Genomic DNA, 23,491 nt, shown 5'->3' with positions numbered 1-23,491 from the left:
CCGTTAGCCCCCCATGCTCGCGAGCAGCATATAGGCAAGCTTCGCGTTCTCCGGCGTCGGCCGGAGGAGCGAGGGCCGGTCGGCCGAGGCGAGCAGCTGGTCCAGCGTCGCCACCTCGGGCTGGTCCTGGTCTCCCTGCTGCCGCTCCAGCACCGCGAGCTGGAACGGGTTCGCCTTGCCGGGGGCGGCAACGGGCGGCAACTCCTTGCCGCCGGCGGCAATCTCCGCGCCGCGCTGCAGCTTGGCCGCGAAGCGGTCGTAGATCTCGGCGACCGAGCGGGCCTGCCCGCCCTCGCCGAAGAAGACGTTGCGGTTCGAGGCGGCAGCGGCCGGGAACAGGTGCGCCGCGGCCGCGCCGGGATTGCTGGCGAGCGTCGACAGGAACTTCTTGGCGCCGCCGACGCCCAGGAAATGGGCCATATAGAGATCGGCGCCCCCGACCGTGCGGCCGAGGCTGGCTTCGAGCTCGGCCTTGTTGTCGGACGCATATTCGGCCGCCATGAGCGAGGCGACCTCCGGGTTATTGCGCAGCTTCAGGATATAGTCGCGGGTCGCCGTGTCGGAGACGTAATAGCGGCCGCTCGCGCCCTGGCTGATCTTGTCCGCCGCCCAGCCGAGGCCGTGCTCGGCCCCGTGCTGCTTGACCGTGCCGAGCCAGCTCTGCTCGATGAATTGATAGAGGCCGGAAGCGCTGCTGGTCGGCGCCTTCGCATCAGGGCGCAGGCTCGATTCGACCTGCGCCTGGCCGAGCAGATACGAGAAGTCGACGCCGGTCTTCAGGCTCGCCCGCTGGATAGCGGACTGCACTCCTCCGGTCGAAAGCAGCGATTGAAGCGTGGCAACGGTCATTCATGCACCCGGTTGTATTCGGGCGCAGAACTGCAAGGGGTGTGCCAGTTTTGGTTAACTGCCCCTCAGGGGCTAAGATTACGCCACCGCCCGCGTGGGGGCGTAGGCGGCGGGCTTGATGCCGGTCAGCGCCTCGAGGCGCTGCTTCACATTGGCGCTCATCAGGTTGACGTAGACGCGTGCGGTCTCGTTCAGCCGCATCGCCTCTTCGGCAAGCGCACGCTCTTCGGCCGAGATCGGGTTGTCGTTGCGCGCGGCGAGCGTGCCGATTCGCACTTCCTTCTCGGCCGTCGCTGCGGCCAGCGCCTCGATGTCGAAGCTCTTCAGCGCCGCCAGCTCTTCCTGGAGCGAGGCGATCACCGCCTTCAGTGCGTCGGTCCGGGTCATTTCTTTTCGGCCCATCTCATCTGCGCCGCGATCATCCGGTCGGCGATCTTGGCAGGGACCAGCGGATAGCGCCCTTCCTCGAGCGCCCGCCTGATCTGTTGCACGCGCTCCGCATCGACGGGCGGCTTCGCGGCGAGCGCCTTGGCGGTTTCCCGCGCACTCGTCTCTGCGACCGCCACCGGCTGGGGAGCGCGAACGGACTGCAAGGGCACGACCTTGGCCGCGTCCTGAGGCTCAACACGAACGCCCTGGACGGTGCCGGGCGTTACGCCGATCGGATCAATCATGCCCGCGTCCTTTCCTTGCTGGAGTGGGTTCGCATGATTGAACGGCCGGTCGCGCAGAACCTTTAGAAAAAGTTGCTCACCAGCCGGGCAGCGTCGCCTTGCCGGCCTCCATCGCGATCGCCTGGACCGGATGCTTGGCGCCCTCGATCTTGACCTGCAGCCGCTCGCCCGGCGCAGCATCCGCCATGGCGACGCCGTCGGCCGAGACGGCAAAACCCTTGTCGCTTGCTTCGAGCGTGACGAAGTCGCCGCGGCGGATCACCGGCTCTTCCTTCACTTCCTTGACGGCAGCCGCCTGCTGGACCTCTGGCGGCGCGGGCAGCGGCCGGACGGATACGAAGATGCGCCAGCCCTTCATATCGGGACAGCGGATCACGATCGCATCATGGGCGTCGGTGCGCCAGGTGAACTCCGGGCTGGAACCGCAGGCCGACAGCCGCAGCCGGCGGTCGATCGGCGCGGCCGGGCCGCCGGGTTCGCCCTGACGTGCGCCGGCGAAGATCTCGGCAGCGCGGTCGAGCAGCGCCAGATCGGTCGGCGCGGCGACGGAGAGGAGAAGAAACGAGAGCATGATCGGCTCCTTGCGGTTCTAGGGATCGTAGGAAATGACGAGCGTGACGCGGCGGGCGCCGGGCACGACGCTGGCGGCCAGGCGCACACGTTGGCGAGGGACTGAATTGCCGAGCGCGGCCGCGGCTGCCTCGGCACGCATGCCGGCCAGCGCCATCGCGCTGCCTTCGGCGCGGTCCTCCGGCGAGCCATCGGCATAGCCGGTGACGATCAGCCTTGTGCGCGGATCGGAGAGTGCATCCCTGGCCCAGGCGGCGATCGCTGCGCCGTCGCGCGGCAGCAGCGCGCTGCCGGGCGCAAAGCCGGTCATCGCATTGGCTTCGACCGCCAGCGGCATGGGCCCGATACCGCCGAAGGCCTGGCGGATTCCGGCCTGGATCGCTTCCTGCTCCGGCCGCGGCTTGTGCGACGTCGCCTGCAGGAACACGAAGAAGCCGACCAGCAGCAGCGACAGGTCGGCCAGCGTGATCAGCCATAGCGGCCTGGAAGTGGGAAGCGCGCGAAGCATCACGCGGCGCGGCTCCGTTTGATCGGCGTTTCCCGCCGCGCAAAGGCGCGGAACGGCGCGACCAGCGCGCGGCGCTCCATTTCCTCCGCGCGCGCGAGGCGACGCAGGCGTGCGGCAATGGGCGCGGCGACAAGATTGGCGAACAGCGCGCCATAAAGGGTCGCGAGCAGGGCAATCGCCATCGCGCCGCCGATCGTCGCCGGGTCATCCATCGACCGGAACATCCGCACAAGGCCGATCAGCGTGCCGACCATGCCCATCGCTGGCGCCGCCTCTGCCGCCGCGGCCCAGAATTCCTGCACCGTCGCATGCCGGTCGAGCCGTTCGTCGCGAAGCCGGTCGAGCAATTCCTCGACCTGGTCCGCCGTGGCGCCGTCGGTGACCGCTTCGACGCCGCGGGCGACGTCCGGATCCTTCAGCACCTGCGGGTCGATCGCGAGCAGGCTCTTGGCATGGGCGACCCGTTCGGCGCGGGCGAGCTCGGCGCGGGCGCGGCCGAAGTCGAACGGGCGCCGGACCAGCACCGGCAGGCTGCGCACCGCGTTGACGGTGTCGCCGATCGGACCGCGCGCCGCGGTCGCCAGCAGCGTGCCGCCGCCGACGATCGCCAGCGCGACCGGATCGTAGAAGACGAGCAGGGTGGACAGGTCGATGTTCATCGCGCCCGCGTCCAGCAAAAGCCGGGCCAATTGCGTATGGGCGGCAAGGCGCGGCGGCAGCGGCAAGGCACATTGCCGGTCGGCGGCAAGATGTTGCCGGTTCGGTGCCGCCGCCGCGGCGTCGGCAGCTGGATCGGTCGCGATCAGGCACTTGGCACACCCTTTGCAGATAATCCCGCGCAACATTCGCGAGGGGCCATCATGGCTTTGGGTGACGATCTGTTCGGAGTGCATGGAAAGGCGTTGTCGCTGCGGTCGCAGCGGCTGGGCCTGCTTGCCTCCAACATCGCCAACGCGTCGACGCCTGGATACAAGGCGCGCGACATCGACTTTTCGGAAGCGCTCGCCGCGGCCGAGAAGCCGGGCGCGACCGTGTCTTCCGCGATCGATGCGGCGACCAAATACCGCGTGCCGCTGCAGCCGTCGCTGGACGGCAACACGGTCGAGCTCAACACCGAGCAGACCGAGTTCGCCGAAAACGCGGTCGCCTACCAGACGACGCTGTCGTTCCTGAACGGCCGCATCCAGACGCTCACGCGCGCGCTGAAGGGCGAATAGTCATGGCGCAGCCGCTCACCATCTTCGACGTCGCCGGGCGCGCCATGTCGGCGCAGCTCGTGCGCATGAACACCACGGCGTCCAATCTTGCCAATGCCGGCGGAGTCGCGAGCAGCGAGGCCGATGCCTATCGTTCGATGAAGCCGGTCTTCAAGACCAGCTACGACAAGGCGAGCGGACTGGCGACCGTCGACGTCACGCAGGTCGTGACCGCGGGCCCCGCCCCCACCAAGCGCCACGATCCGAACAATCCCATGGCGAACGCAGACGGCGACGTCTGGGAATCCGCCGTCGATGAAACCCGGGAGATGGTCGACATGCTCGAGACCGCACGGACCTATAAGAACAACGTCGAGGTGCTGCAGACTGCCAAAAGTCTGATCCTCGACACGCTGAGGCTCGGCAAATGACCGACGCCGTCTCCTCGTCGTTCGACGACACCCTCGCCAAGCTCGGCATTTCGCGCACCGGCGTCGCCGGCACCCCCAAGGTGCAGACGGCGGAGGAAGCGAATGCGCTGGGCCAGGACTCGTTCCTGAAGCTGCTCACCGAGCAGATGAAGAACCAGGATCCGTTCGATCCGGTCAAGAACGAGGACATGATCGCCCAGATGGCGACCTTCTCCAACGTCGCCGGCATCTCGGAGATGAACAAGACGCTGAAGGACGTCGCGTCGCGCCTCGACGGCGCCAACGCCGCCCAGGCGATCTCCTATGTCGGGAAGACGGTGCTGGTCGAAGGCGACACCGCCTTCCCCAACACCGACGGCTCGCTCGACGCGGTGCTGCCGCTCGAGGACCCGGCCGACGACGTCCAGGTCCAGATCAGCGACAATGCCGGCAACCTGCTGCGCACGATCAATTACGGTGCGCAGGGCGCCGGCGATCTGGCGATCAGCTGGGACGGCACCACCGACAGCGGCGGTGCCGCGCCGGCCGGGCCGTACAAGATCACGACCAGCGTGCTGCGAAATGGCACGCGGGTTGCTTCTCCCGTCAATGTGTGGGCGCCGGTCACCTCGGTCAGCCTGGGTTCGGACGGCGGTGCGCCGGTGCTGAACCTGGCCGGCCTCGGCCCGAAGCCCCTGAGTGCCGTCCGTCAGGTCGGCTGAGCTTTTCGTAGGAGTTAAACCATGTCTTTCTACACCTCGCTTTCGGGCCTGCAGGGCGCTCAGACCGAGCTGTCGACGATCGCGCACAACCTCGCGAACGTCAGCACCAACGGCTTCAAGCGCAGCCGCGTCGAGTTCGGCGACGTCATCGCGTCGACCGCGACCAAGAGCCCGAACCAGCTGATCGGCTCCGGCTCCTACGTGAAGAGCATCCGCCAACAGTTCAGCCAGGGCGGACTGCAGCAGTCGCAGTCGTCGCTCGACCTCGCGATCAGCGGCGAAGGCTTCTTCGTCGTGAAGCCGAACCCGAACACGTCCGAAGTGGCGTTCACCCGCAACGGCTCCTTCTCCGTCTCGGCCGACCGGCTCGTCACCGACTCGCAGGGCGCGACGGTGCAGGTCTTCCCGGTGGACGGCAGCGGCACCGTGGTCGCGACCAGCCTCGACGATACGGTCAGCCTGCGCCTGCCGCAGACCAGCGGCACGCCCAAGGCGACCAAGGAGGCGAAGGTCTCGGTCAACCTGTCGGCGAACGCGCCGATCCCGGCCGACGATCCGCAATGGACGGCGGCGAGCCCCTATGCGTTCAGCCGCTTCGATCCGGACACGTACAATTTCGCGTCGTCGACCGTGATCTATGACTCGGTCGGCAACCCGAACACGCTGACCAACTATTATGTTCGCCAGACGCAGCCGGGCGGTGCGGTCACGACCAGCACCTGGCTCTGCTACTCGTTCGTCGGCGGCCAGCAGATCTCGGCCGATCCGACCCAGCCGGACCCGGCGGTGCCGCTGACGATGACGTTCGATTCGAACGGCGTCCTGCAGACCCCGGCCGGCCCGACCACCTTCGCGACCTTCACGCCGCCCAACGCGGCGCCGCAGGACATGACGGTCGACTTCTCGATCGCCACCACGCAGCGCCCCTCGGCCTTCACGATCATCGCCCAGTCGCAGGACGGCGCGCCGATCGGGCAGCTGCAGGGCGTGACGGTCGACGCGAACGGCCTGGTCAAGGCCAGCTTCTCGAACGGCCAGAACGAAGCGCTGGGCAAGATCGTGCTGGCGCAGTTCGCCAATCCGCAGGGCCTGCGCCAGATCGGCAACAGCTACTGGTCGGTCTCGGGCCTTTCGGGCGACGCGACCGTCGGCCAGCCGGGCGAGAGCGGCTTCGGCAACCTGATGGCCGGCGCGATCGAGCGGTCGAACGTCGACATCACCGAAGAGCTGGTCGGCCTGATCGCCGCGCAGCGCAACTTCCAGGCGAATGCGAAGGCGATCGATACCGCCACGCAGCTCAGCCAGACGATCATCAACATCCGCAGCTAATGAACGGGGGCCTGGGGGCGATCGATGGATAGACTGGTCTATACCGCCTATTCGGGCATGCGGGGCCGCATGGCCGCGCAGGCGTCGATCGCCAACAACATGGCGAACGCGTCGACGGTCGGCTTCCGCGCGGACAGCTTCAACTTCGAGCAGCTGGCGCTGAAGGGCACCGGCTTCGACTCGCGGGCGCTGACCTCGGAAGAAGTGGTCGATGCCGACCGCAAGGCCGGCCCCGTCGTCTCGACCGGCCGCGATCTCGACGTCGCAATCAACGGCGACGCCTGGATGGCGGTGCAGGCCGCCGACGGCGAGGAAGCCTATACGCGGCGCGGCGACCTGATGATCGCGGCCTCGGGCGTGCTGCAGACCGGCGACGGCTTTCCCGTCATCGGCAACAGCGGCCCGATCACGATACCGCCGGCCCAGAAAGTGACGATCGCCGACGATGGGTCGGTGCTGATCGTGCCGCCGGGCGGCGACCTCGACAAGCCGCAGGTGATCGATCGCCTGAAGCTGGTCGACCCCAAGGGCAGCGTGACGCTGAAGGGCATGGATAACCTGCTCCGCGTCAAGGACGGCGGCACGCTGCCCGCCAATCTCGACGCCACGGTCAAGTCGGGCGCGCTCGAACAGTCGAACGTCAACGTCACCGAGACGCTGATCCAGATGATCGAGAACCAGCGCAGCTACGAGATCCAGGCCAAGATGCTCTCGACCGCCAAGGACATGGACGATGGCGGCGCGTCCCTGATGCGCATGCCGTGAAAGGATTGATGCAATGACCAGCGCAGCGATGCACATCGCCCGCACGGGCCTCGACGCTCAGAACGAGCGGATGCGCGTGATCTCGAACAACCTGGCGAACGTGAACACGACCGGGTTCAAGCGCGACCGCGCCTCGTTCGAGACGCTTGCTTACCAGACCGTGACCGCCAACGGCGCGCCGAGCACGTCGGAGACCAAATACGCGACCGGCCTGAACCTCGGCACCGGCGTGCGCATCCAGGGTACCGCCCGGATCGACACCCAGGGCTCGCTCCAGACCACCGGCAACTCGCTCGACCTGGCGCTGGACGGCAACGGCTATTTCCAGGTGCAGATGCCCGGCGGCCAGATCGGCTACACCCGGGCCGGCAATTTCACGCGCTCGCCCGAAGGCCTGCTGGTCACCAGCGAGGGTTATCAGGTCCAGCCCGGGATCTCCGTGCCGGAAGGCGCGACGTCGATCACGATCGGCACCGACGGCACCGTTTCGGCGACCGTTCAGGGCCAGACCGCTCCGACCGAAATCGGCCAGATCCAGGTCGCGACCTTCCCCAACGCCGCCGGCCTGCAGCCGCTGGGCCAGAATTTCCTGACCGAGACCGCGGCCAGCGGCGCGCCCAATATCGGCGTCGCCGGCCAGGACGGCCGCGGCTCGATCCGCCAGGGCATGCTCGAGGGATCGAACGTCAACGTCGTCGAAGAGCTGGTCGACATGATCGAGACCCAGCGCGCCTACGAGGTCAACTCCAAGATGATCTCGGCCACCGACCAGATGCTGCAATATGCCAATCAGAACCTCTAAGCTCGCGCTGGCCCTGCTGACGGTGCTGGTTGCGACGCAGCCGGCGCTCGCGCGCAAGAAGCCGAAGATCGACTATACCCCGGTGATGCCGGCCACGCCGCCGCCGCCGCCGGCCAATGGCGCGATCTTCCAGGCCTCGACCGGCTATGCCGCGCTATACGAAGGACCGCGCGCGCGCCGCGTCGGCGATCCGCTGACGATCGTGCTGGCCGAGCGCACCGTCGCGCAGAAGGACGTCGGATCGAAGTCCGGCCGCGACGGCAGCATCGGGCTGACGCCGCCGTCTGCCGGTCCGCTGTCGCTGTTCAGCCCGCTGGAAGCGGCGGCGAGCGGCACCCAGGATTTCAAGGGCGCCGGCAGCGCCAGCCAGTCCAACATGCTGTCGGGTGAGATCAGCGTGACCGTCGCGCAGGTCTTCCCGAACGGCACGCTGCTGGTGCGGGGCGAAAAGCAGCTGCGGCTGAACCGCGGCGACGAGACCGTCCAGATCCAGGGGATCGTGCGCATCGCCGATATCGATCTCGACAATCGCGTGCTCTCCACCCGCGTGGCGGACGCCAAGATCAGCTACACCGGCCGCGGCGATCTCCAGCGCCAGGCGCGGCCTGGCTGGCTGCAGCGCTTCTTCTCGCTGATCAGCCCCTTCTAGGATTTCACGATGATCCGCTTCCTGATCGCCCTTCTCGCGCTGCTCGCCGTCCCCGCTCATGCAGAGCGGATCAAGGACCTGGGCTCGTTCGCCGGCGTCCGCCCCAACCAGCTGGTCGGCTACGGCATCGTCGTCGGCCTGGCCGGCACGGGCGACGACAATCTCGAATACACGGTCCAGTCGATGAAGGGCGTCGCTTCGCGCTTCGGCCTGAACCTGCCGGCCGGCATCAACCCGGGGCTGAAGAACGCGGCGGCGGTGATGGTGACGGCGGAACTGCCGGCCTTCGCCAAGCCCGGCCAGCGGATCGACGTGACGGTCGCCGCCATCGGCAAGGCGAAAAGCTTGCGCGGCGGCAGCCTGCTGATGGTCCCGCTGCAGGGCGCGGACGGCCAGATCTACGCGATGGCCCAGGGATCGCTGGCGGTCGGCGGCCTTGGCGCGGAAGGCGCCGATGGCTCCAAGATCGTCATCAATGTGCCGTCGAGCGGTCGCATCCCCGACGGCGCCACGGTCGAACGCGCCGTCGACACCGGCTTTGCGACCAGCGAGGAGCTGCGCTTCAACCTGCAAAAGGCCGATTTCACCACGTCGGAACGCGTCGCCCAGGCGATCAACACACGCTTCGGCGACGGCACCGCGCGCACGATCGACGGCGTGTCGATCGGCATCAAGGCGCCCCAGGGCGCCGAGGTGCGCACCGCGATGATGAGCGACATCGAGAACCTGACCGTCGTCTCGGCCGAGCCGCCGGCGAAGGTGATCGTCAATGCCCGCACAGGCACCGTCGTCATCAACTCGGCGGTCCGCGTCGGCCCGGCAGCCGTGACCCACGGCCGCCTGACCGTCCGCATCGACGAAGCGCCGCGCGTGGTTCAGCCGCGCCCACTGTCCAACGGCGTCACTGCCGTCGAGCAGCAGAGCAATGTCCAGGTCGAGGAGAAGTCGAACCCGATGTTCATGCTCGCGCCCGGCCCCAAGCTGGCCGACATCGTCAAGGCCGTGAACGGCATCGGCGCGAGCCCCGCCGACCTGGTCGCGATCCTCGAGGCACTGAAGGAAGCCGGCGCTTTGAAGGCCGAGCTGATCGTGCTGTGAGCGAGCTGCCGTCCCTGCAGGCGCCGATCCTCGGCAGTCCCAGCGTCGCCGCCGACACCAGTCGGCTGGCGACAAAGGACAATCTCGCCAAGGCCGCCGCGCAATTCGAGGCGATCTTCATCAACCAGATGCTGAAATCCGCGCGCGCGGCGAAGCTGGACGACGGGCTGTTCGACAGCGAAGCGATCGATCAGTTCCGCGACATGCAGGATGCTAAGCTTTCGGAAACCATCGCCCTTCATACCCCCATGGGAATCGGCCAGGCCCTGACCGATTTCCTGTCGAAGAACCGGCCTGATCTGAAGGGCGGGGAAGCGAACGGCGGAGAAGCGAAATGAGCGACCTGCTCTCGATCGGCTCGACCAGCGTGCGCGCTTACCAGACGGCGCTGAACGTCGTCGGCGAGAATATCGCCAACGCGAACACCCAGGGCTATGTCCGCCGCGAAGCGCAGCTGACCGAGATTTCCGGCGGCGCCGGCCGCTACATCCTGCTTTCGAACCTGACCGTCGGCAGCGGCGTCGCCGCGAACACGGTCGGCCGCAACTGGGATGCGTTCCGCGCTGCCGATTTGCGCAACGCGACCGCCGAATCCGGGCGCACCGGATCGACGATCGTGTGGCTGGAGCGGGTCGAGAACACGCTGAACACCGCCGGCATTTCGGCGGCGATGACCAAATTCTTCAATGCCGGCCAGGCGATCGCCGCCGATCCGACCGGCTCCGCGCCGCGCACCGGCTTCCTCGACGCCGCCTATGGCGTCTCGGCGGCATTTTCGACGACATCGGACGGCCTTGCCGCGATCGACAGCGATCTGCGCGCCTCCGCAAAGCTTGCCGTCGACCAGCTGAACGGCCTCGCCAACGGTCTGGCCGAGGCCAATGCAGGCTTGGTCAAGGCTCGCGACGGCAGCAACGAGCAGGCGCAGCTGATGGACCAGCGGGACCGGCTGATCGACCAGATCAGCCAGCTCGCCTCGATCAGCGTCGCCACCGACGAACGCGGCGTCGCCACCGTCAAGCTCAACGATGCGAGCGGTCCGACGCTGGTCAACGGCACGGCGACCAAACCGCTCGACGTCGCCTTCAACGCGTCCGGCGCGATGGCGCTGACGCTCGATCCGAACGGCACCGCCGAGGACGTGCCGCTGAAGGGGGGCTCGCTCGCCGGCTTCATGGAAGCCGCCACGCGGGTGTCGGACCTGAGGCTTCGGGTCACGAATCTCGCGCAGTCGCTCGCCGACGGCGTCAACCAGGTGCAGGCGGCGGGCGTCGATCTCGACGGCCAGCCGGGCGCGGCCCTGTTCGACGCCAGCTCCGGCGACGGCAAGATCGCGGTGAACACGCTCTCCGTCCGCCAGATCGCCGCGGCCCGCCCCTGGACGGTGGGTGCCACGGCCGGCAACACCGGCGTGGCCACGCTTCAGGTCCAGACCAACGGCGCCCCGCTTGGTCAGACTCGGATTTCGATCAGCGGCGGCGTGCTGACAGCGACCGACCCCGTGACCAACAGCGTGATCGGCACCGCCCCCTATACGCCGGGCACGCCGGTGACGCTGGCCGGGCTCGACATCACCGTCACAGGCGCGGCGTCCGACGGCGACAGCTTCACCGTCAGTGCGACCAAGCCGGGCAGCCGCGATAACGGCAACCTCCAGCTGCTCGACCAGCTCCGCAAGAGCGGTCAGTTCGAGTCGACTTCGAACGAGATGGTCTCGTCCAACGCGTCCGCGCTTTCTGCGAAGCGCCAGGTGGCGGACGCGCAGAACGCTATTCTCGAAGGCGCCAGCGCCGCGCGCGACGCCGTGACCGGCGTCAATCTCGACCAGGAAGCGGTCGACCTGATGCGATTCCAGCAGGCCTATCAGGCGTCGAGCCGGATCATCCAGGTCTCGCGCGATATCTTCCAGTCGATTCTCGACGCGGTCCAGTAAGGAAGCTTAGCGATGAAGATCGGCACCGCCTATTTCTTCGACTCGCGCAACCGGCAGATGGGCGATCTGTCCGCGCAGGCGGCGAGGCTGCAGGAGCAGATCGCGACCGGCAAGCGCATCCTGGCGCCGTCCGACGATCCGATCATCTCGGCGCGCCTGGCACGCATGTCCGGAACCGCCGCCGACCAGACCCAGTTCGCCAGCAACGTGAAGCTTGCGCGGGGCCTGCTCGGCCAGACCGACACCGCGCTCGAAAGCGTGTCGAACGATCTGCAGCGGGTCCAGGAATTGCTGATCCGCGCCGGCAGCGACACGCTGAACGACGACAATCGCGCCGCGCTTGCCGCCGAGCTCAAGTCGATCGCCGACAATCTCTACTCGACCGCCAATACCACCGACGTGCGCGGCACCGCGCTGTTCGGCGGCAGCAGCGCCGGCCCGGCCTATAGCCGCGCCGCCGACGGCACGGTGACGTTCGTCGGCGAGGGCGAAGCGCCGCCGATCCCGGTCGGCGAGGGCATCACGGTCCAGGCGAACGACAGCGGGCAGCGCATTTTCGGCGGCATCCAGGTCGGCGGCACGACCAAGGACGTGTTCAAGATCGTCTCCGACCTCGCCGCGGCGCTGGACGTCGGCGGCAGCGCGACGCCAGCGGACCGCCAACAGGCGCTGGCCGATGCGAGCGACGGCCTTTCCCAGGCGATGCAGAACGTGACCACCGCCCGCGCCTCGATCGGCGCACGCGGCGCGCGGCTCGACATCCAGGCGGAAAGCCTCGCCAAGGCCGCCAACGATTACGATATCGAGCGCGGCAATCTGGAAGGCGTCAATGTCCAGGCTGCGATCACCGACCTGCAGAAGACGATGCTGACGCTGCAGGCGACCCAGTCGAGCTTCACCATGCTCAGCCGGCTCAGCCTGTTCGACTATATCCAGTAGGCCCCGCCTAAACTCCACTGAGTCCCGTTTGCTCGAGCGAAGTCGAGAAGCGTAGCCGAGTTTCTCGACTGCGCTCGAAACGAACGGTCAGGGCTGGCTAAAGCAGCGAAAAACCGCAGCTTACCGGCATTTTAACCAACATTCTTGCTCAAGCTTCAGGGCCTCGTGCCGTCTTAGGAATCGTGCGCGGGCGCATCCGCGAAATGTTTTTTTGGGGGAGGCGGCGAAGGCCCGATGTTTCCTGCGATCGGTCTTGTCGTCCTCCTGGTCATGGTGTTCGGCGGCTTTGCCTTTACCGGCGGCGCCCTCGGGCCTGTGCTCGAAGCGCTTCCGCACGAAATGATCATCATCGGCGGCGCGGCTGTCGGCTCGCTGATCATCGGCAACTCGGGCAAGCAGCTGAAGGCGCTGGGTGGCGGCCTGGGCAAGGCGTTCAAGGGCCCGAGCTACACCAAGAAGGATTTCCTCGACGTCATCTTCCTGGTCTCGCGGCTGATGAAGATGCTGCGCGTCGAAGGACCGATCGCGCTGGAGCCGCATGTCGAGGACCCGAAGTCGAGCGCGATCTTCGCCGAGTTTCCCAAGCTTTTGAAGGACACGACGCTGGTCCACCTGATCGCCGACACGCTGCGGCTGGTCGTCGTCTCGTCGGGCACGCTCGACGTGCACGCGGTCGAGGAAGTCGTCGACAACAGCATCAAGACCCACCATCACGAGACGCTGCACCCGGCCAATCAGCTGCAGGGCCTGGCTGACGCGCTGCCGGCGCTCGGCATCGTCGCCGCCGTGCTGGGCGTGGTGAAGACGATGGGCTCGATCGACAAGCCACCGGCGATCCTGGGTGCGATGATCGGCTCGGCGCTGGTCGGCACGTTCCTGGGCGTGCTGCTCGCCTATGGCCTGGTCGGACCGCTGGCGAGCCGCCTGAAGGCGGTGCTGGAGGAAGATGCCGCCATTTATCAGACGGTGAAGCAGATCATCATCGCGTCGCTGCACGGCCATCCGCAGCCGCTGGTCATCGAGGCCGCGCGCTCGGGCATCGTCCATGCGAAGCAGCCGAGCTTCGCCGAAGTGTTCGACGGCCTGCGCGGCAAGTAAGATGGCGAAGCGGATCACCGTTCCTGCGCGTGCCGGCTCCAACGAGCCGCCGAAGATCATCGTCAAGAAGATCGTCGGCGACGATCATGGCGGCCATCACGGCGGCGCCTGGAAAGTCGCCTATGCCGATTTCGTGACGGCTATGATGGCCTTTTTCCTGCTGATGTGGCTTTTGGGCGCCACCACAGAGAAGCAACGCAAATCAATCGCCGACTATTTCTCTCCCACCCTCGTCGAAACCAAACGCGAAAGCGCGGGCTCGAACGGGCTGCTCGGCGGCTCTTCGCTGATGGACAAGGACAGCTATCCGTTCAAGTCCGCCCAGACCGGCACGCGCGCGCTGACGGTGCCGCTCGATGCGACCGGCGGCGCCAAGGAAGGCCAGGGCAATAAGCTGCGCAGCGAGGACGTCGAGAATTTCAAGCGGCTGAGCCACCGGCTGCAGAGCCAGCTTGGCGCCGACCCGCGGTTCAAGAAGCTCGCCAACCATGTCCGCTTCACGCCGACGCGGGAGGGCCTGCGCATCGACCTGATCGACGACGCCGATTATTCGATGTTCGCGCTCGGCACCACCGCGCTGAACCACGAAGCCGCCGAGTTGATCGACACGGTCGCCAAGGCGATCTCATCGATGCCTAACCAGATTTCCATCCGCGGCCATACCGACAGCCTGGGCTATGGCGACCCGCGTTCGATGAACAACTGGATGCTCTCCAGCGGCCGCGCCGAGGCGACCCGGCGCAAGCTCGCGATGGGCGGGATCGTCGAACGCCGGTTCGAGCGGATCGAAGGCGTTGCCGACCGCGATCCCTATATCGAGAAGAACCCGGCCGACCCGCGCAACCGCCGCGTCTCGATCACGCTCCTCTATCGCGGCGTGCACCAGCTATAGCAAAAGGCCGGGACATTGCTGCCCCGGCCTCCGTCCCCTCGTTACGCCACCGGAGGGGAAAGCTGTTTCCGTCCGATCAGCAGCGGTCGCCGCTGCGGTCGATCGCCCGGCCGGCCAGCGCGCCGACACCTGCACCGACGATCGCACCAGCGGTTTCGTCGCCGTGGCGGCCGACTGCGGCATCGCCGAGCAGACCGCCCACGATCGCACCCAAGATGGTGCCGGTCGTGCCGTTGCCGCGGCAGCGATAGGTGTAATTGTGCCGGCCGTAATAGCTGCGGCTGCCGTAATAGGGTGCGTAGCGCGCGCCATAATAGCGGTTGCCGTAGTAATTGCGGCTGTCGTAGCGGTTGCCGTAATAGCCGTTCGAATAATGGCCGCGGCTGTCGTAGCCGCGATAATATTGGGCGTTGGCAGGCGCGGCAGCGAGGGTGCCGCCCGCGACGGTCGCCAGCGCTGCGCCGATCAGGCCGATCTTCTTCATCATGGTCAGTCTCCTTCGTCAGCGACGCCTGTGCGCCCTCACGTTGAGACCGTTATGCCCTGATTCGGTTGAGGGGACGCTGAATGCGCACGTTAGCCGCGGTTCAGCTTGGGGCCGGCTCAGCGCGCCCTGACATAGCTGCCCGGCGCATCCTCGATCGCCTTGAGCTTGCCCTCTCCCGGCACGCGCCCGCCGCTGGCCGGCACCTTGTCCGGCGCGCGCGCCTCGATCCAGCCGATCCAGTCGGGCCACCAGCTGCCCTTGGTCTCGGTCGCGCCGGAGACGAATTCCTCAAGCGAATCAGCCGGCTTGTCGTTGGTCCAATACTGGTATTTGCCGGTGGACGGCGGATTGACCACGCCGGCGATGTGACCGGAGCCGGCAAGCACGAAGCGCAGCGGCCCGTCGAAATGGTCGGTGATCTTCCACACGCTTTCCGCCGGTGCGATATGGTCCTCGCGCCCTGCCTGGACATAGGTCGGCGTCGTCACCTCGCGCAGGTCGAGCGGCACCCCCAACACCGTCAGCGCCTTGGGCACCGCCAGCTTGTTGTCGCGGTAGAGATCCGTCAGATACGCCCGGTGCCACCTGGCCGGCAGGTTGGTCGTGTCGCCGTTCCAGTGGAGCAGGTCGAAGGCGGGATACTCGTTCCCCAGCAGGTAATTGCTGACGACATAGTTCCAGATCAGGTCGCGCCCGCGCAGCAGGTTGAACGTCGCCGCCATGTAGCGGCCGTCGAAGAAGCCATCGGGCGCGAGCCCCTCCAGCAGCTTCAATTGCTCGTCGTCGACGAAGTGCCGGAGCTCCCCGGCGCGCTCGAAATCGACCTGCGCCGTGAAGAAGGTCGCGCTCTTCACTTTCTCCGCCTCGCCGCGCCCGGCAAGCACCGCCAGCGTCGCGGCCAGCGTGGTGCCGGCGACGCAATAGCCGATCGCATGGGCCGACTTGACGCCGAGCAGGTCGCGGATCGTATCAATCGCGTCGATCTGGGCCGCGACATAATCGTCCCAGACCACGTCCTTCATGCCGGCGTCGGCCGATTTCCAGCTGACCATGAACACGGTCAGCCCCTGCTCCACCGCCCAGCGGATGAAGCTTTTTTCCGGCGTCAGGTCGAGAATGTAGAAGCGGTTGATCCAGGGCGGAAAGATCACCAGCGGCGTCTCGAACACCTGATCGGCCGTCGGGCTGTACTGGATCAGTTCGTATAGCGGCGTGCGCTTGACGACCTTGCCCGGCGTCGTCGCTAGGTTGCGCCCGACCTCGAACGCACCTTCCCTGACATGGCTCAGCTGCCCCTGTCGCAGGTCGCGCAGCAGATGTTCGAGGCCCTTCAGCAGGTTTTCGCCGCCGGTCTCCAGCGTCCGTTTCATCACCTCGGGATTGGTAAAGGCGAAGTTGGACGGGCTCATCGCCTCGACCACCGTGCGGGTCGCAAAGCGCAGCTTCTCCTTCTGCACCGCGTCCACGCCTTCGATCGCGTCCACCGACTTCAGCATGTGGTCGGCGACGGTGAGATAGGTCTGGCGGATCAGGTCGAACAGCGGATGCTGCCGCCACTCCGGTGCGGCGAAGCGTTTGTCCTTGCGCTCGGGTGCGGCCGTGCCGGGGGTCAGGAAGCGCTGCCAGAGACTCAGGCTGTCGGTCCAGAAGTCGGTGGCGGCGCGCGTGAGCGCGGACGGCTCCCCGAGATTCGGAAACGCCGAAGGCGGCGGGGTTTCAGCCGCCTTCATTGCCATTTCGACGCCATGTTCCAGCATCAGCTGCTGGGCGCGGCCGATCACCCAGGTCCAGCGCTGCATGTCCTCGAGGCTCGGCGGCTGGGGCACGTCGGTCTGGTCGGCCATGATTCTCTCCCTGTGCCATGCAATCTAGGGGCAATGCCGAAACGATCAAACGGCCGGGTTGAGCCTCAGGCGCAAAGGCCCCATCTCCGCCTCATGGCGAAAAGCGACACCTGCCCCTTGTGCGGAAAGCCGCCCAAGGCGGAGCACCAGCCCTTCTGCAGCCGCGGCTGCAAGGACCGCGACCTGCTGAACTGGCTGGGAGAAGGCTACCGCGTGCCGGGACCGCCCGCGCACGAGAACCCACTGGACAGCCAAGCGGAGCCGCCGCTATAGGCCGCGCCTCGCTTGGCCTAAGCTCCCGTGCCCAGGTAGCTCAGTTGGTAGAGCATGCGACTGAAAATCGCAGTGTCGGTGGTTCGATCCCGCCCCTGGGCACCATTTCCTGAAATAGCCTCGCATCGGCTGAATGTCGGCCAGCTCCGGCCAGCGACAATGCTCCCTGCCGCGCCGGCGCGACCGTCTTGCCTCACCCGTGCGGTTGCTATAACTACAAACGTAGTCGAATATGGGACGAGATCATGATCAGATCGTTCGCAGCCAACGCGCTCGACCGTGGCTTCATCGCAATATGGGGATTTGCGGCTGCGGCAGCTCTCGTCTGCGCGGCCGGCGCATCGGCTGCCTCCGCCGGGACAACGCCGGCAAGGGAGCGCGCGTCCTACATCCTTTTCGGGCCCGACAAGCAGGGCGTGACGATGAGCGGCTCGACCGACGACCTGCGGCGTGCGCGCGCGCTGAGAGTCGGCGGCGAGGCTTTGCTCTATCTTCGCAAGGGCGGCACAGCCTATGTCGTGCGCGACCCTGCGACGCTCCGCGAGGCACGGCTGATCTTCGAACCGCAGCAGGCGCTCGGTTCGCAACAGGCCGCGCTTGGCGCGCGGCAGGCCGAACTTGGCAGGCGCCAGGCGGCGCTGGGCACTCAGCAGGCGCGGCTTGGCGCGCAGCAAGCCCATGCAACGCCGCGGCAGGCCGTCGATCTCGGCCGCCAGCAGGCAGCGCTCGGGAACCAGCAGGATGCTCTCGGGCAGCAACAGAACGCCCTCGGCCAGCAACAGAACGAGCTCGGCCGCCGGCAAGACCGCCTTGCTCGTGAGGCAGACATCAAGTTCCGCGCCCTGCTCGTAGAGGCGATCCGGCGCGGCCTCGCCGATCCGGTCCGGTAGAACATCGCTGGCGCAGCCGTAGCGCCGCTCCCCGGTCCCATCGCCGCCGAAGGACATTCTGGTCCGGCTCCGAACCGGCTCCGCTGAGGATCATTCCGCTTCCACGACACGAGATTCTGGCTGCGGTCAGGAAAGGCGTGGATCTGCACGGGATCTGCCTGTTCCCCGCCGTGGATATGACCGACTGGCACACGGGCAAGTGGCTGCGGATGGGCATCGCCGATGTCGAACGCCTTCCCAGCGGCACTTTGATGCGCACGCCCTATCCGCCCTATGTCGGTGCGCTCCACCGCTGGCAGCAGCGGCTGGAACGGGCCACCTCACTCGACGACGATCCGTTCAGCGATCCCGTCGATCTCGCCCTGGTGGCTCAGGTTGCCGATGAAATCGATGCCGCGCAGGATCGCGATTGGGCTTGAGATTTTACGCGCGACCCGCGGTCAACATGGCTCACATCGCCGCATCGATACCGGCCTTCGCGCAGGCGACGTCCTGATCGGGCGCGGCGCCGCTGGCCGCGACGACTCCCACCAGCCGGCCCTCGACAAGGACGGGCAGTCCGCCGGGGATCGCCACCGCTTCGAATTCGCGCTGGGCGGAGGGGTCCATACGGACGACGTCCGCTGTGGAGCGGCCGGTGCGGAAGACGGTACGTGCCTTGCCTTGGGCGAGCACGCCGCTGGTCCGCGTCGCGCCGTCCATACCGACGAAGCGGATAAGGTCGCCATATTGGTTGAGCACGGCGACATGGACCTTCCATCCGGACTTTGCCGCCAGCGCAACGCAGGTGTCGGTGATGGTCTGCGCGTCCGCCGCGCCGACCGCGCGGTTTTCAGCAATTCGCGCTCCGGCAGGTGATGCGGCAAGGCAGGCCGCAGCGAGCATGCCGACAGATTTGCAGCCATTCATCGGTCGAGCCTCCGTTGCTGTGCGGCCGACACCCCGATGCGCCGCCGGTCGAGGTCGGCGGGTCCCGCCCGCAAGGTTGTGCAGGTGTTGTATACTGAATACGGTAATGGCGTAGGTCAACGATGCGCGCCGGGCAGACGTCCCGGGGTGGACGCGACGACTGCTATTTGGAGAGATTGATATGCGCCGTGCCTGGTCTGCGACTGCCCTCGCTCTTGTGTTTGCCGCGGGGGTTTATGCGCTTCCGGCACAGGCAGTGCCCGCTCCTGCAACCACGGACCGCATCACCACTCCGGAGGCAGTGTTCGGCGCCAGGCCCGGCAGCGACTATTTTCTCGCCGATTATTCCACGATCACGAAATGGCTGAAGACCGTCGCGGGCGAGAGCAGCCGGATGAAGCTCATCAGCATCGGCGAGACGGCCGAGGGCCGCGAACAATATATGGCGGTCGTATCGTCGCCGGAAAACCTGGCGAAGCTCGACCATTACAAGGACATCTCGAAGAAGCTCGCGCTCGCCAAGGGGCTGACCGACGAGGAGGCGCGCGCGCTCGCGAAGGAAGGCAAGCCGATCGTCTGGATCGACGCCGGGTTGCACGCGACCGAAGTGGTCAATGCGCAGACCCATCCGCAGATCATCTACGAGATGCTGACCGGCAACGATCCGGAGACGCTGCGCCTGCTGGGCGACGACATCGTGCTGTTCCCGTTCGCCAATCCTGACGGGCTGGAGCTGGTCGCCGACTGGTACATGCGCCCGGCCGACAAGCTGGAGCGGCGCACCGACACGATCCCGGTGCTGTACCAGAAATATGTCGGGCACGATAACAATCGCGACAGCTACATGTCGAACATGCCCGAGACGACGAACATGAACCGGGCGTCGTATCGCGAATGGTTTCCGCAGATCATCTATAACGAGCACCAGACCGGACCGGTCGGCACCGTCGTGTTCATCCCGCCGTTCCGCGACTATCCGAACTTCAATTACGATCCGCTGGTCATCAACCAGACCGACGCGCTCGCCTACCAGATGCATGGCCGTCTGATCGCGGAAGGCAAGCCGGGGTCCACCATGCGGTCCGGCGCGCCCTATTCCACCTGGTTCAACGGCAGCGTTCGCACGGCCGGCTATTTCCACAACGCGCTCGGCATCCTGACCGAGATCATCGGCAGCCCGACGCCGATGGAGATTCCGCTGGTGCCCGACAACCAGCTGGCGCGCGAGGACCTGATCGCCCCGGTGGCGCCGCAGAAATGGCATTTCCAGCAGTCGATCGACTACATCAAATCGCTGGACCGCGCGGTAATGGATTGGGCGTCACGCAACAGCGAGACCCTGCTCTACAATCGCTACGTGATGGGGCGGGACCAGATCCGCAAAGGCAGCGAAGATAGCTGGGTCATCACGCCCAAGCGCATCACGGCGCTGAAGGAAGCCGCCAAGGCGCTGCCGAAGCCGGAGGACAACGGCCAGTTCCGCGGCGCGCAGGTGGTCGATTCGAAGCTCTACGACACGGTGCTGCACGATCCCGACGCACGCGCGCCGCGCGCTTTCCTGATCCCCGCCGATCGACAGCACGACATGCCGACGACGATCCGCTTCCTCAATGCGCTGATCAAGCTGGGCGTCGAGGTGCAGCGCGCCGACCAGCCCTTCACCTTCGGCGGCAAGACCTATCCGGCGGGCTCGTTCGTCGTCCGCAGCGACCAGGCATTCCGTCCGCACGTGCTCGACATGTTCGAGCCGCAGGACCATCCGCAGGACTTCGCCTATCCGGGCGGCCCGCCGGTCAAGCCGTACGACGTGACGGGCTACAATCTTTCCTACCAGATGAACGTGACGTTCGATCGGGTGCTCGACGATTTCCCGCAGCAATTCCCGGCCGTGCCGGACGTGCTCGCGCCGCCGCCCGGCCATGTCGTCGGCACCGGCGGCCAGGGCTTCATCGTCAGCCATGCGACCAACAACAGCTTCATTCTCTCGAACCGCCTGCTGAAGGCGAAGCAGCCGGTCTTCTGGCTGAAGGCGCCGGTGACGGTTGCGGGGCAGACCCTCGCGCCGGGCGCGCTCTGGATTCCCGCCTCGGCGGAGGCGCGCCGGATTGTCGAAGCCAGCGTCGGCCCGCTCGGCATCGATGCCTATGCGGCGCCGAAGCCTCAGGGCGACACGATCGCGATCAAGCCTATGCGGATCGGTCTGGTCGACGTCTATGGCGGCTCGATGGCGTCGGGCTGGACGCGCTGGATCTTCGAGCAGTTCGAATTCCCCTACACCAAGGTCTTCCCGCAGGAGCTCGACAAGGGCGGACTCGACAAGAAATACGACGTGATCGTCTTCCAGTCGGACGTGCTGGGGCGCGAGGGCCGCGTCCGCCGGCAGCCCGAAGCGGCAGATATTCCGGCCGAATACCGGCCGATGCTGGGCGGGATCACGAAGGAGAAGACCTATCCGCAGATCGCCGCGTTCGCGAAGGCGGGCGGCACCGTCATCACGGTCGGCGACGCCGGCTCTTTGGGCGAAGCGCTGGGTCTGCCGGTCACCGATCCGCTGACCAAGACCGACAAGAACGGCAAGCGCGTGCCGCTGCCTTCGACCGAGTTCTACATTCCCGGGTCGATCCTCAGGGCGAAGTTCGACGTCACCGACCCGCTTGCCTATGGCATGCCCGAAACGGCGGACATATTCTTCTACAACAGCCCGGTCTTCACCGTGACCGGTCCCGATGCGAAACGGGTCGCCTGGTTCGACAGCGAGACGCCGCTCCGCTCCGGCTGGGCGTGGGGCCAGAAGGCGCTGAAAGGCACGACCGCGATCGTCGATGCGTCGCTTGGCAAGGGCCATGTCTTTCTGCTGGGGCCGGAAGTCACGTCGCGTTCGCAGCCGTTCAGCACCTTCAAGCTGCTGTTCAACGGCATCTATTACGGACCGGCGACCGCCGACTGACGGGGATTCCCACTCTCATCGATTCGCACCCGGAACTTTGTTTCCCAACATCGGTTAAGGCGCTGAAATAACTGTCCGGCGCCAGGCCGATGACGGGAGGAAATGCGGGTGCGCTGGCGGATGCGGGCGTGCGTGTTGGCTGCGCTGGCTCTGTGGCCGGCGATGCAGGCTCACGCGCAGAGAAGCGGTGCGGACGACGGGCAGTGGACCATGCCCGCCCACGACTATGCGAGCACGCGCTACAGCCGGCTCAACCAGATCGACCGCGCCAATGTCGGTCGGCTGAAGCTCGCCTTCACCTTCTCGACCGGGCTTCTCAGAGGCCACGAGGCGGCGCCCTTGGTGATCGGCTCGACGATGTACATCGTCACGCCGTTCCCGAATTATCTGTACGCGCTGGACCTCAGTCGCCCGGGCGCGCCGGTCAAATGGAAGTACGACCCCAAGCCTGCCGCCGCATCGCAAGGCGTCGCCTGCTGCGACGTGGTGAACCGCGGCGCCGCCTATGCCGACGGCCGCATCTTCTTCAACACGCTCGACGACTACACCGTCGCGGTCGATGCGGAGACGGGCTCCGAAATCTGGCGCACCAAGCTTGGCGACATCAACAAGGGCGAGACCATGACGATGGCGCCGCTGGTCGCCGACGGCAAGGTGCTGGTCGGCAATTCGGGCGGCGAAATGGGGGTGCGCGGCTGGCTGACCGCACTCGACGCCGGCTCCGGCAAGATCGTCTGGCGCGCCTGGTCGACGGGGCCGGACAAGGACGTGCTGATCGGCCCGGACTTCAAGCCCTATTACGCGATGGATCGCGGCAAGGACCTGGGCGTCAGGACCTGGCCGCCCGAGGCCTGGAAGATCGGCGGCGGCAATGTCTGGGGCTGGATCAGCTACGACCCCGAGCTGAAGATGATCTACTACGGCACCGGCAACCCAGGCCCGTGGAATCCGGACCAGCGGCCCGGCGACAACAAATGGACGACCGGCATCTTCGCCCGCGATATCTCCACCGGCCAGGCGCGCTGGTATTACCAGTTCAGCCCGCACGATCTGTTCGACCATGACGGGATCAACGAGCAGATCCTGATCACGATGAAGATCAACGGGAAGCCCCGCAAAGTGCTTCTCCGTCCCGAGCGTAACGGCTATTTCTACGTGATCGACCGGACCAACGGGCAGGTGATCGCCGCCGATCCGTACGGCAACGTCAACGCGTCGCTGGGCGTGGACCTGAAGACCGGCCGCCTGATCCCCAACCCGGACAAGGTGACGAAACAGGGCACGGTGGTACGGGGGATTTGTCCGGCATCGCCCGGCATGAAGGACTGGAACCCGTCCGCGTTCAGTCCGCGCACCGGCCTCGTCTATATCCCGCATCTGAACCTGTGCATGGACTATGGGGCGATGGAGGCGAACTATATCGCCGGCACGCCCTATGTCGGCGCGGACGTGAAGATGTATGCGGGCCCCGGCGGCAATCGCGGCGTCTTCACGGCCTGGGATCCCGGCGCGCGCAAAGCGCGGTGGGAGATCAAGGAAGACCTGCCGCTATGGAGCGGCGCGCTGGTGACCGCGGGCGACGTGGTCTTCTACGGGACGATGGACGGCTGGTTCAAAGCGCTGGACGCGGTCAGCGGCAAGCTCCTTTGGCAGTTCAAGGCCGGCTCCGGGATCATCGGCCAGCCGATCAGCTACCGCGCGCCCGAC

General features: G+C 66.5%; 27 protein-coding genes and 1 tRNA gene. 19 read left to right on the top strand and 9 right to left on the bottom strand.

The window, feature by feature from the left end:
• Positions 1-3: 3 nt before the first annotated feature.
• From VFT73_RS07120 to VFT73_RS07095, 6 genes are all read right to left on the bottom strand, one after another.
• Entirely contained in the window at positions 4-849 is an 846-nt protein-coding gene (locus VFT73_RS07120) for a lytic transglycosylase domain-containing protein (protein ID WP_326409509.1), read from the bottom strand.
• 78 nt (positions 850-927) lie between these two features.
• Positions 928-1,236 (bottom strand): flagellar protein FlgN, encoded by a 309-nt coding sequence (locus VFT73_RS07115; RefSeq protein WP_326409507.1) that lies wholly within the window; start codon positions 1,234-1,236, stop codon positions 928-930.
• The gene (gene flgM, locus VFT73_RS07110; RefSeq protein WP_326409505.1) at positions 1,233-1,523 is read right to left on the bottom strand and encodes a flagellar biosynthesis anti-sigma factor FlgM; all 291 of its coding nucleotides are present in this window, start codon (positions 1,521-1,523) and stop codon (positions 1,233-1,235) included. Before flgM ends, VFT73_RS07115 begins: the two co-directional genes overlap by 4 nt.
• Positions 1,524-1,599: 76 nt before the next feature.
• Complete coding sequence (locus tag VFT73_RS07105) at positions 1,600-2,094, bottom strand: flagella basal body P-ring formation protein FlgA (protein ID WP_326409504.1); 495 nt, start codon at positions 2,092-2,094, stop codon at positions 1,600-1,602.
• Positions 2,095-2,112: 18 nt separating this feature from the next.
• Positions 2,113-2,601, bottom strand: coding sequence for a flagellar motor protein MotB (locus VFT73_RS07100; RefSeq protein ID WP_326409502.1), 489 nt, complete (start codon positions 2,599-2,601; stop codon positions 2,113-2,115).
• The gene (locus VFT73_RS07095) at positions 2,601-3,446 is read right to left on the bottom strand and encodes a motility protein A (protein WP_326409501.1); all 846 of its coding nucleotides are present in this window, start codon (positions 3,444-3,446) and stop codon (positions 2,601-2,603) included. Before VFT73_RS07095 ends, VFT73_RS07100 begins: the two co-directional genes overlap by 1 nt.
• A 15-nt stretch (positions 3,447-3,461) precedes the next feature.
• Between VFT73_RS07095 and flgB the strand changes: the two genes are divergently transcribed.
• The 13 genes from flgB to VFT73_RS07030 all read left to right on the top strand — a co-directional run bounded on the left by flgB (position 3,462) and on the right by VFT73_RS07030 (position 14,434).
• The gene (flgB, locus tag VFT73_RS07090; RefSeq protein ID WP_326409499.1) at positions 3,462-3,818 is read left to right on the top strand and encodes a flagellar basal body rod protein FlgB; all 357 of its coding nucleotides are present in this window, start codon (positions 3,462-3,464) and stop codon (positions 3,816-3,818) included.
• Between the two features lie 2 nt (positions 3,819-3,820).
• Entirely contained in the window at positions 3,821-4,228 is a 408-nt protein-coding gene (flgC, locus tag VFT73_RS07085; RefSeq protein WP_326409497.1) for a flagellar basal body rod protein FlgC, read from the top strand.
• On the top strand, positions 4,225-4,929 hold the full coding sequence (locus VFT73_RS07080) for a flagellar hook assembly protein FlgD (RefSeq protein ID WP_326409496.1): 705 nt from the start codon (positions 4,225-4,227) through the stop codon (positions 4,927-4,929). The genes flgC and VFT73_RS07080 overlap by 4 nt, the downstream gene beginning before the upstream one ends.
• Before the next feature lie 21 nt (positions 4,930-4,950).
• Positions 4,951-6,258: a flagellar hook protein FlgE gene (locus VFT73_RS07075; RefSeq protein ID WP_326409494.1), complete on the top strand. Its 1,308-nt coding sequence runs from the start codon at positions 4,951-4,953 to the stop codon at positions 6,256-6,258.
• 24 nt (positions 6,259-6,282) lie between these two features.
• Entirely contained in the window at positions 6,283-7,023 is a 741-nt protein-coding gene (gene flgF / locus VFT73_RS07070; RefSeq protein WP_326409492.1) for a flagellar basal-body rod protein FlgF, read from the top strand.
• Positions 7,024-7,036: 13 nt separating this feature from the next.
• Positions 7,037-7,825 (top strand): flagellar basal-body rod protein FlgG, encoded by a 789-nt coding sequence (gene flgG, locus VFT73_RS07065; RefSeq protein WP_326409491.1) that lies wholly within the window; start codon positions 7,037-7,039, stop codon positions 7,823-7,825.
• On the top strand, positions 7,806-8,474 hold the full coding sequence (locus VFT73_RS07060; protein ID WP_326409490.1) for a flagellar basal body L-ring protein FlgH: 669 nt from the start codon (positions 7,806-7,808) through the stop codon (positions 8,472-8,474). The genes flgG and VFT73_RS07060 overlap by 20 nt, the downstream gene beginning before the upstream one ends.
• A gap of 9 nt (positions 8,475-8,483) precedes the next feature.
• Positions 8,484-9,572, top strand: a complete 1,089-nt coding sequence (locus VFT73_RS07055; RefSeq protein WP_326409489.1) for a flagellar basal body P-ring protein FlgI — start codon at positions 8,484-8,486, stop codon at positions 9,570-9,572.
• Positions 9,569-9,910, top strand: a complete 342-nt coding sequence (locus VFT73_RS07050; protein ID WP_326409487.1) for a rod-binding protein — start codon at positions 9,569-9,571, stop codon at positions 9,908-9,910. The genes VFT73_RS07055 and VFT73_RS07050 overlap by 4 nt, the downstream gene beginning before the upstream one ends.
• Positions 9,907-11,505: a flagellar hook-associated protein FlgK gene (flgK, locus tag VFT73_RS07045; RefSeq protein WP_326409486.1), complete on the top strand. Its 1,599-nt coding sequence runs from the start codon at positions 9,907-9,909 to the stop codon at positions 11,503-11,505. The genes VFT73_RS07050 and flgK overlap by 4 nt, the downstream gene beginning before the upstream one ends.
• 12 nt (positions 11,506-11,517) lie before the next feature.
• Positions 11,518-12,444 carry a flagellar hook-associated protein FlgL gene (gene flgL / locus VFT73_RS07040; protein ID WP_326409484.1) on the top strand — a complete coding sequence of 309 codons (927 nt, stop codon included), beginning with the start codon at positions 11,518-11,520 and terminating at the stop codon, positions 12,442-12,444.
• Between the two features lie 234 nt (positions 12,445-12,678).
• The gene (motA, locus tag VFT73_RS07035) at positions 12,679-13,542 is read left to right on the top strand and encodes a flagellar motor stator protein MotA (RefSeq protein ID WP_326409483.1); all 864 of its coding nucleotides are present in this window, start codon (positions 12,679-12,681) and stop codon (positions 13,540-13,542) included.
• 1 nt (position 13,543) lies between these two features.
• Entirely contained in the window at positions 13,544-14,434 is an 891-nt protein-coding gene (locus VFT73_RS07030) for a flagellar motor protein MotB (RefSeq protein WP_326409482.1), read from the top strand.
• A gap of 76 nt (positions 14,435-14,510) precedes the next feature.
• On the opposite strand, the gene VFT73_RS07025 is transcribed toward VFT73_RS07030, so the two are convergent.
• Together VFT73_RS07025 and VFT73_RS07020 are read right to left on the bottom strand one after the other, a co-directional pair.
• Entirely contained in the window at positions 14,511-14,921 is a 411-nt protein-coding gene (locus VFT73_RS07025; RefSeq protein ID WP_414712802.1) for a glycine zipper domain-containing protein, read from the bottom strand.
• 116 nt (positions 14,922-15,037) lie between these two features.
• Entirely contained in the window at positions 15,038-16,765 is a 1,728-nt protein-coding gene (locus VFT73_RS07020) for a class I poly(R)-hydroxyalkanoic acid synthase (protein WP_326409480.1), read from the bottom strand.
• 93 nt (positions 16,766-16,858) lie between these two features.
• On the opposite strand from VFT73_RS07020, the gene VFT73_RS07015 reads away from it, so the two are divergent.
• The 4 genes from VFT73_RS07015 to VFT73_RS07000 all read left to right on the top strand — a co-directional run bounded on the left by VFT73_RS07015 (position 16,859) and on the right by VFT73_RS07000 (position 18,347).
• The gene (locus VFT73_RS07015) at positions 16,859-17,038 is read left to right on the top strand and encodes a DNA gyrase inhibitor YacG (RefSeq protein WP_326409479.1); all 180 of its coding nucleotides are present in this window, start codon (positions 16,859-16,861) and stop codon (positions 17,036-17,038) included.
• A 29-nt stretch (positions 17,039-17,067) separates the two neighbouring features.
• A tRNA-Phe gene (locus tag VFT73_RS07010) sits at positions 17,068-17,143 on the top strand.
• A gap of 140 nt (positions 17,144-17,283) precedes the next feature.
• Positions 17,284-17,928, top strand: a complete 645-nt coding sequence (locus VFT73_RS07005; protein WP_326409477.1) for a hypothetical protein — start codon at positions 17,284-17,286, stop codon at positions 17,926-17,928.
• A 137-nt stretch (positions 17,929-18,065) separates the two neighbouring features.
• Positions 18,066-18,347, top strand: a complete 282-nt coding sequence (locus VFT73_RS07000; RefSeq protein WP_326409475.1) for a hypothetical protein — start codon at positions 18,066-18,068, stop codon at positions 18,345-18,347.
• Positions 18,348-18,378: 31 nt separating this feature from the next.
• On the opposite strand, the gene VFT73_RS06995 is transcribed toward VFT73_RS07000, so the two are convergent.
• Positions 18,379-18,837 carry a heme-binding protein gene (locus tag VFT73_RS06995; RefSeq protein ID WP_326409473.1) on the bottom strand — a complete coding sequence of 153 codons (459 nt, stop codon included), beginning with the start codon at positions 18,835-18,837 and terminating at the stop codon, positions 18,379-18,381.
• A 181-nt stretch (positions 18,838-19,018) separates the two neighbouring features.
• Here VFT73_RS06995 and VFT73_RS06990 point away from each other — a divergent pair, with 181 nt between their 5' ends.
• Positions 19,019-21,784 carry a M14 metallopeptidase family protein gene (locus VFT73_RS06990; RefSeq protein ID WP_326409472.1) on the top strand — a complete coding sequence of 922 codons (2,766 nt, stop codon included), beginning with the start codon at positions 19,019-19,021 and terminating at the stop codon, positions 21,782-21,784.
• Positions 21,785-21,919: 135 nt separating this feature from the next.
• Positions 21,920-23,491, top strand: a 1,572-nt coding sequence (locus VFT73_RS06985) for a PQQ-dependent dehydrogenase, methanol/ethanol family (RefSeq protein ID WP_326409470.1), incomplete at its 3' end; no start/stop codon positions are given.

It is taken from the genome of Sphingomonas sp., assembly GCF_035758555.1.
Lineage (GTDB): Bacteria > Pseudomonadota > Alphaproteobacteria > Sphingomonadales > Sphingomonadaceae > Sphingomonas_B.
This window is presented reverse-complemented; position numbering and strand designations above follow the sequence as displayed.

Coding starts and splice junctions, on each gene's coding strand:
- VFT73_RS07120 (WP_326409509.1), bottom strand. CDS start 849: ATGACCGTTGCCACGCTTCAATCGCTGCTTTCGACCGGAGGAGTGCAG.
- VFT73_RS07115 (WP_326409507.1), bottom strand. CDS start 1,236: ATGACCCGGACCGACGCACTGAAGGCGGTGATCGCCTCGCTCCAGGAA.
- flgM (WP_326409505.1), bottom strand. CDS start 1,523: ATGATTGATCCGATCGGCGTAACGCCCGGCACCGTCCAGGGCGTTCGT.
- VFT73_RS07105 (WP_326409504.1), bottom strand. CDS start 2,094: ATGCTCTCGTTTCTTCTCCTCTCCGTCGCCGCGCCGACCGATCTGGCG.
- VFT73_RS07100 (WP_326409502.1), bottom strand. CDS start 2,601: ATGCTTCGCGCGCTTCCCACTTCCAGGCCGCTATGGCTGATCACGCTG.
- VFT73_RS07095 (WP_326409501.1), bottom strand. CDS start 3,446: ATGTTGCGCGGGATTATCTGCAAAGGGTGTGCCAAGTGCCTGATCGCG.
- flgB (WP_326409499.1), top strand. CDS start 3,462: ATGGCTTTGGGTGACGATCTGTTCGGAGTGCATGGAAAGGCGTTGTCG.
- flgC (WP_326409497.1), top strand. CDS start 3,821: ATGGCGCAGCCGCTCACCATCTTCGACGTCGCCGGGCGCGCCATGTCG.
- VFT73_RS07080 (WP_326409496.1), top strand. CDS start 4,225: ATGACCGACGCCGTCTCCTCGTCGTTCGACGACACCCTCGCCAAGCTC.
- VFT73_RS07075 (WP_326409494.1), top strand. CDS start 4,951: ATGTCTTTCTACACCTCGCTTTCGGGCCTGCAGGGCGCTCAGACCGAG.
- flgF (WP_326409492.1), top strand. CDS start 6,283: ATGGATAGACTGGTCTATACCGCCTATTCGGGCATGCGGGGCCGCATG.
- flgG (WP_326409491.1), top strand. CDS start 7,037: ATGACCAGCGCAGCGATGCACATCGCCCGCACGGGCCTCGACGCTCAG.
- VFT73_RS07060 (WP_326409490.1), top strand. CDS start 7,806: ATGCCAATCAGAACCTCTAAGCTCGCGCTGGCCCTGCTGACGGTGCTG.
- VFT73_RS07055 (WP_326409489.1), top strand. CDS start 8,484: ATGATCCGCTTCCTGATCGCCCTTCTCGCGCTGCTCGCCGTCCCCGCT.
- flgK (WP_326409486.1), top strand. CDS start 9,907: ATGAGCGACCTGCTCTCGATCGGCTCGACCAGCGTGCGCGCTTACCAG.
- flgL (WP_326409484.1), top strand. CDS start 11,518: ATGAAGATCGGCACCGCCTATTTCTTCGACTCGCGCAACCGGCAGATG.
- motA (WP_326409483.1), top strand. CDS start 12,679: ATGTTTCCTGCGATCGGTCTTGTCGTCCTCCTGGTCATGGTGTTCGGC.
- VFT73_RS07030 (WP_326409482.1), top strand. CDS start 13,544: ATGGCGAAGCGGATCACCGTTCCTGCGCGTGCCGGCTCCAACGAGCCG.
- VFT73_RS07025 (WP_414712802.1), bottom strand. CDS start 14,921: ATGATGAAGAAGATCGGCCTGATCGGCGCAGCGCTGGCGACCGTCGCG.
- VFT73_RS07020 (WP_326409480.1), bottom strand. CDS start 16,765: ATGGCCGACCAGACCGACGTGCCCCAGCCGCCGAGCCTCGAGGACATG.
- VFT73_RS07015 (WP_326409479.1), top strand. CDS start 16,859: ATGGCGAAAAGCGACACCTGCCCCTTGTGCGGAAAGCCGCCCAAGGCG.
- VFT73_RS07005 (WP_326409477.1), top strand. CDS start 17,284: ATGATCAGATCGTTCGCAGCCAACGCGCTCGACCGTGGCTTCATCGCA.
- VFT73_RS06995 (WP_326409473.1), bottom strand. CDS start 18,837: ATGAATGGCTGCAAATCTGTCGGCATGCTCGCTGCGGCCTGCCTTGCC.
- VFT73_RS06990 (WP_326409472.1), top strand. CDS start 19,019: ATGCGCCGTGCCTGGTCTGCGACTGCCCTCGCTCTTGTGTTTGCCGCG.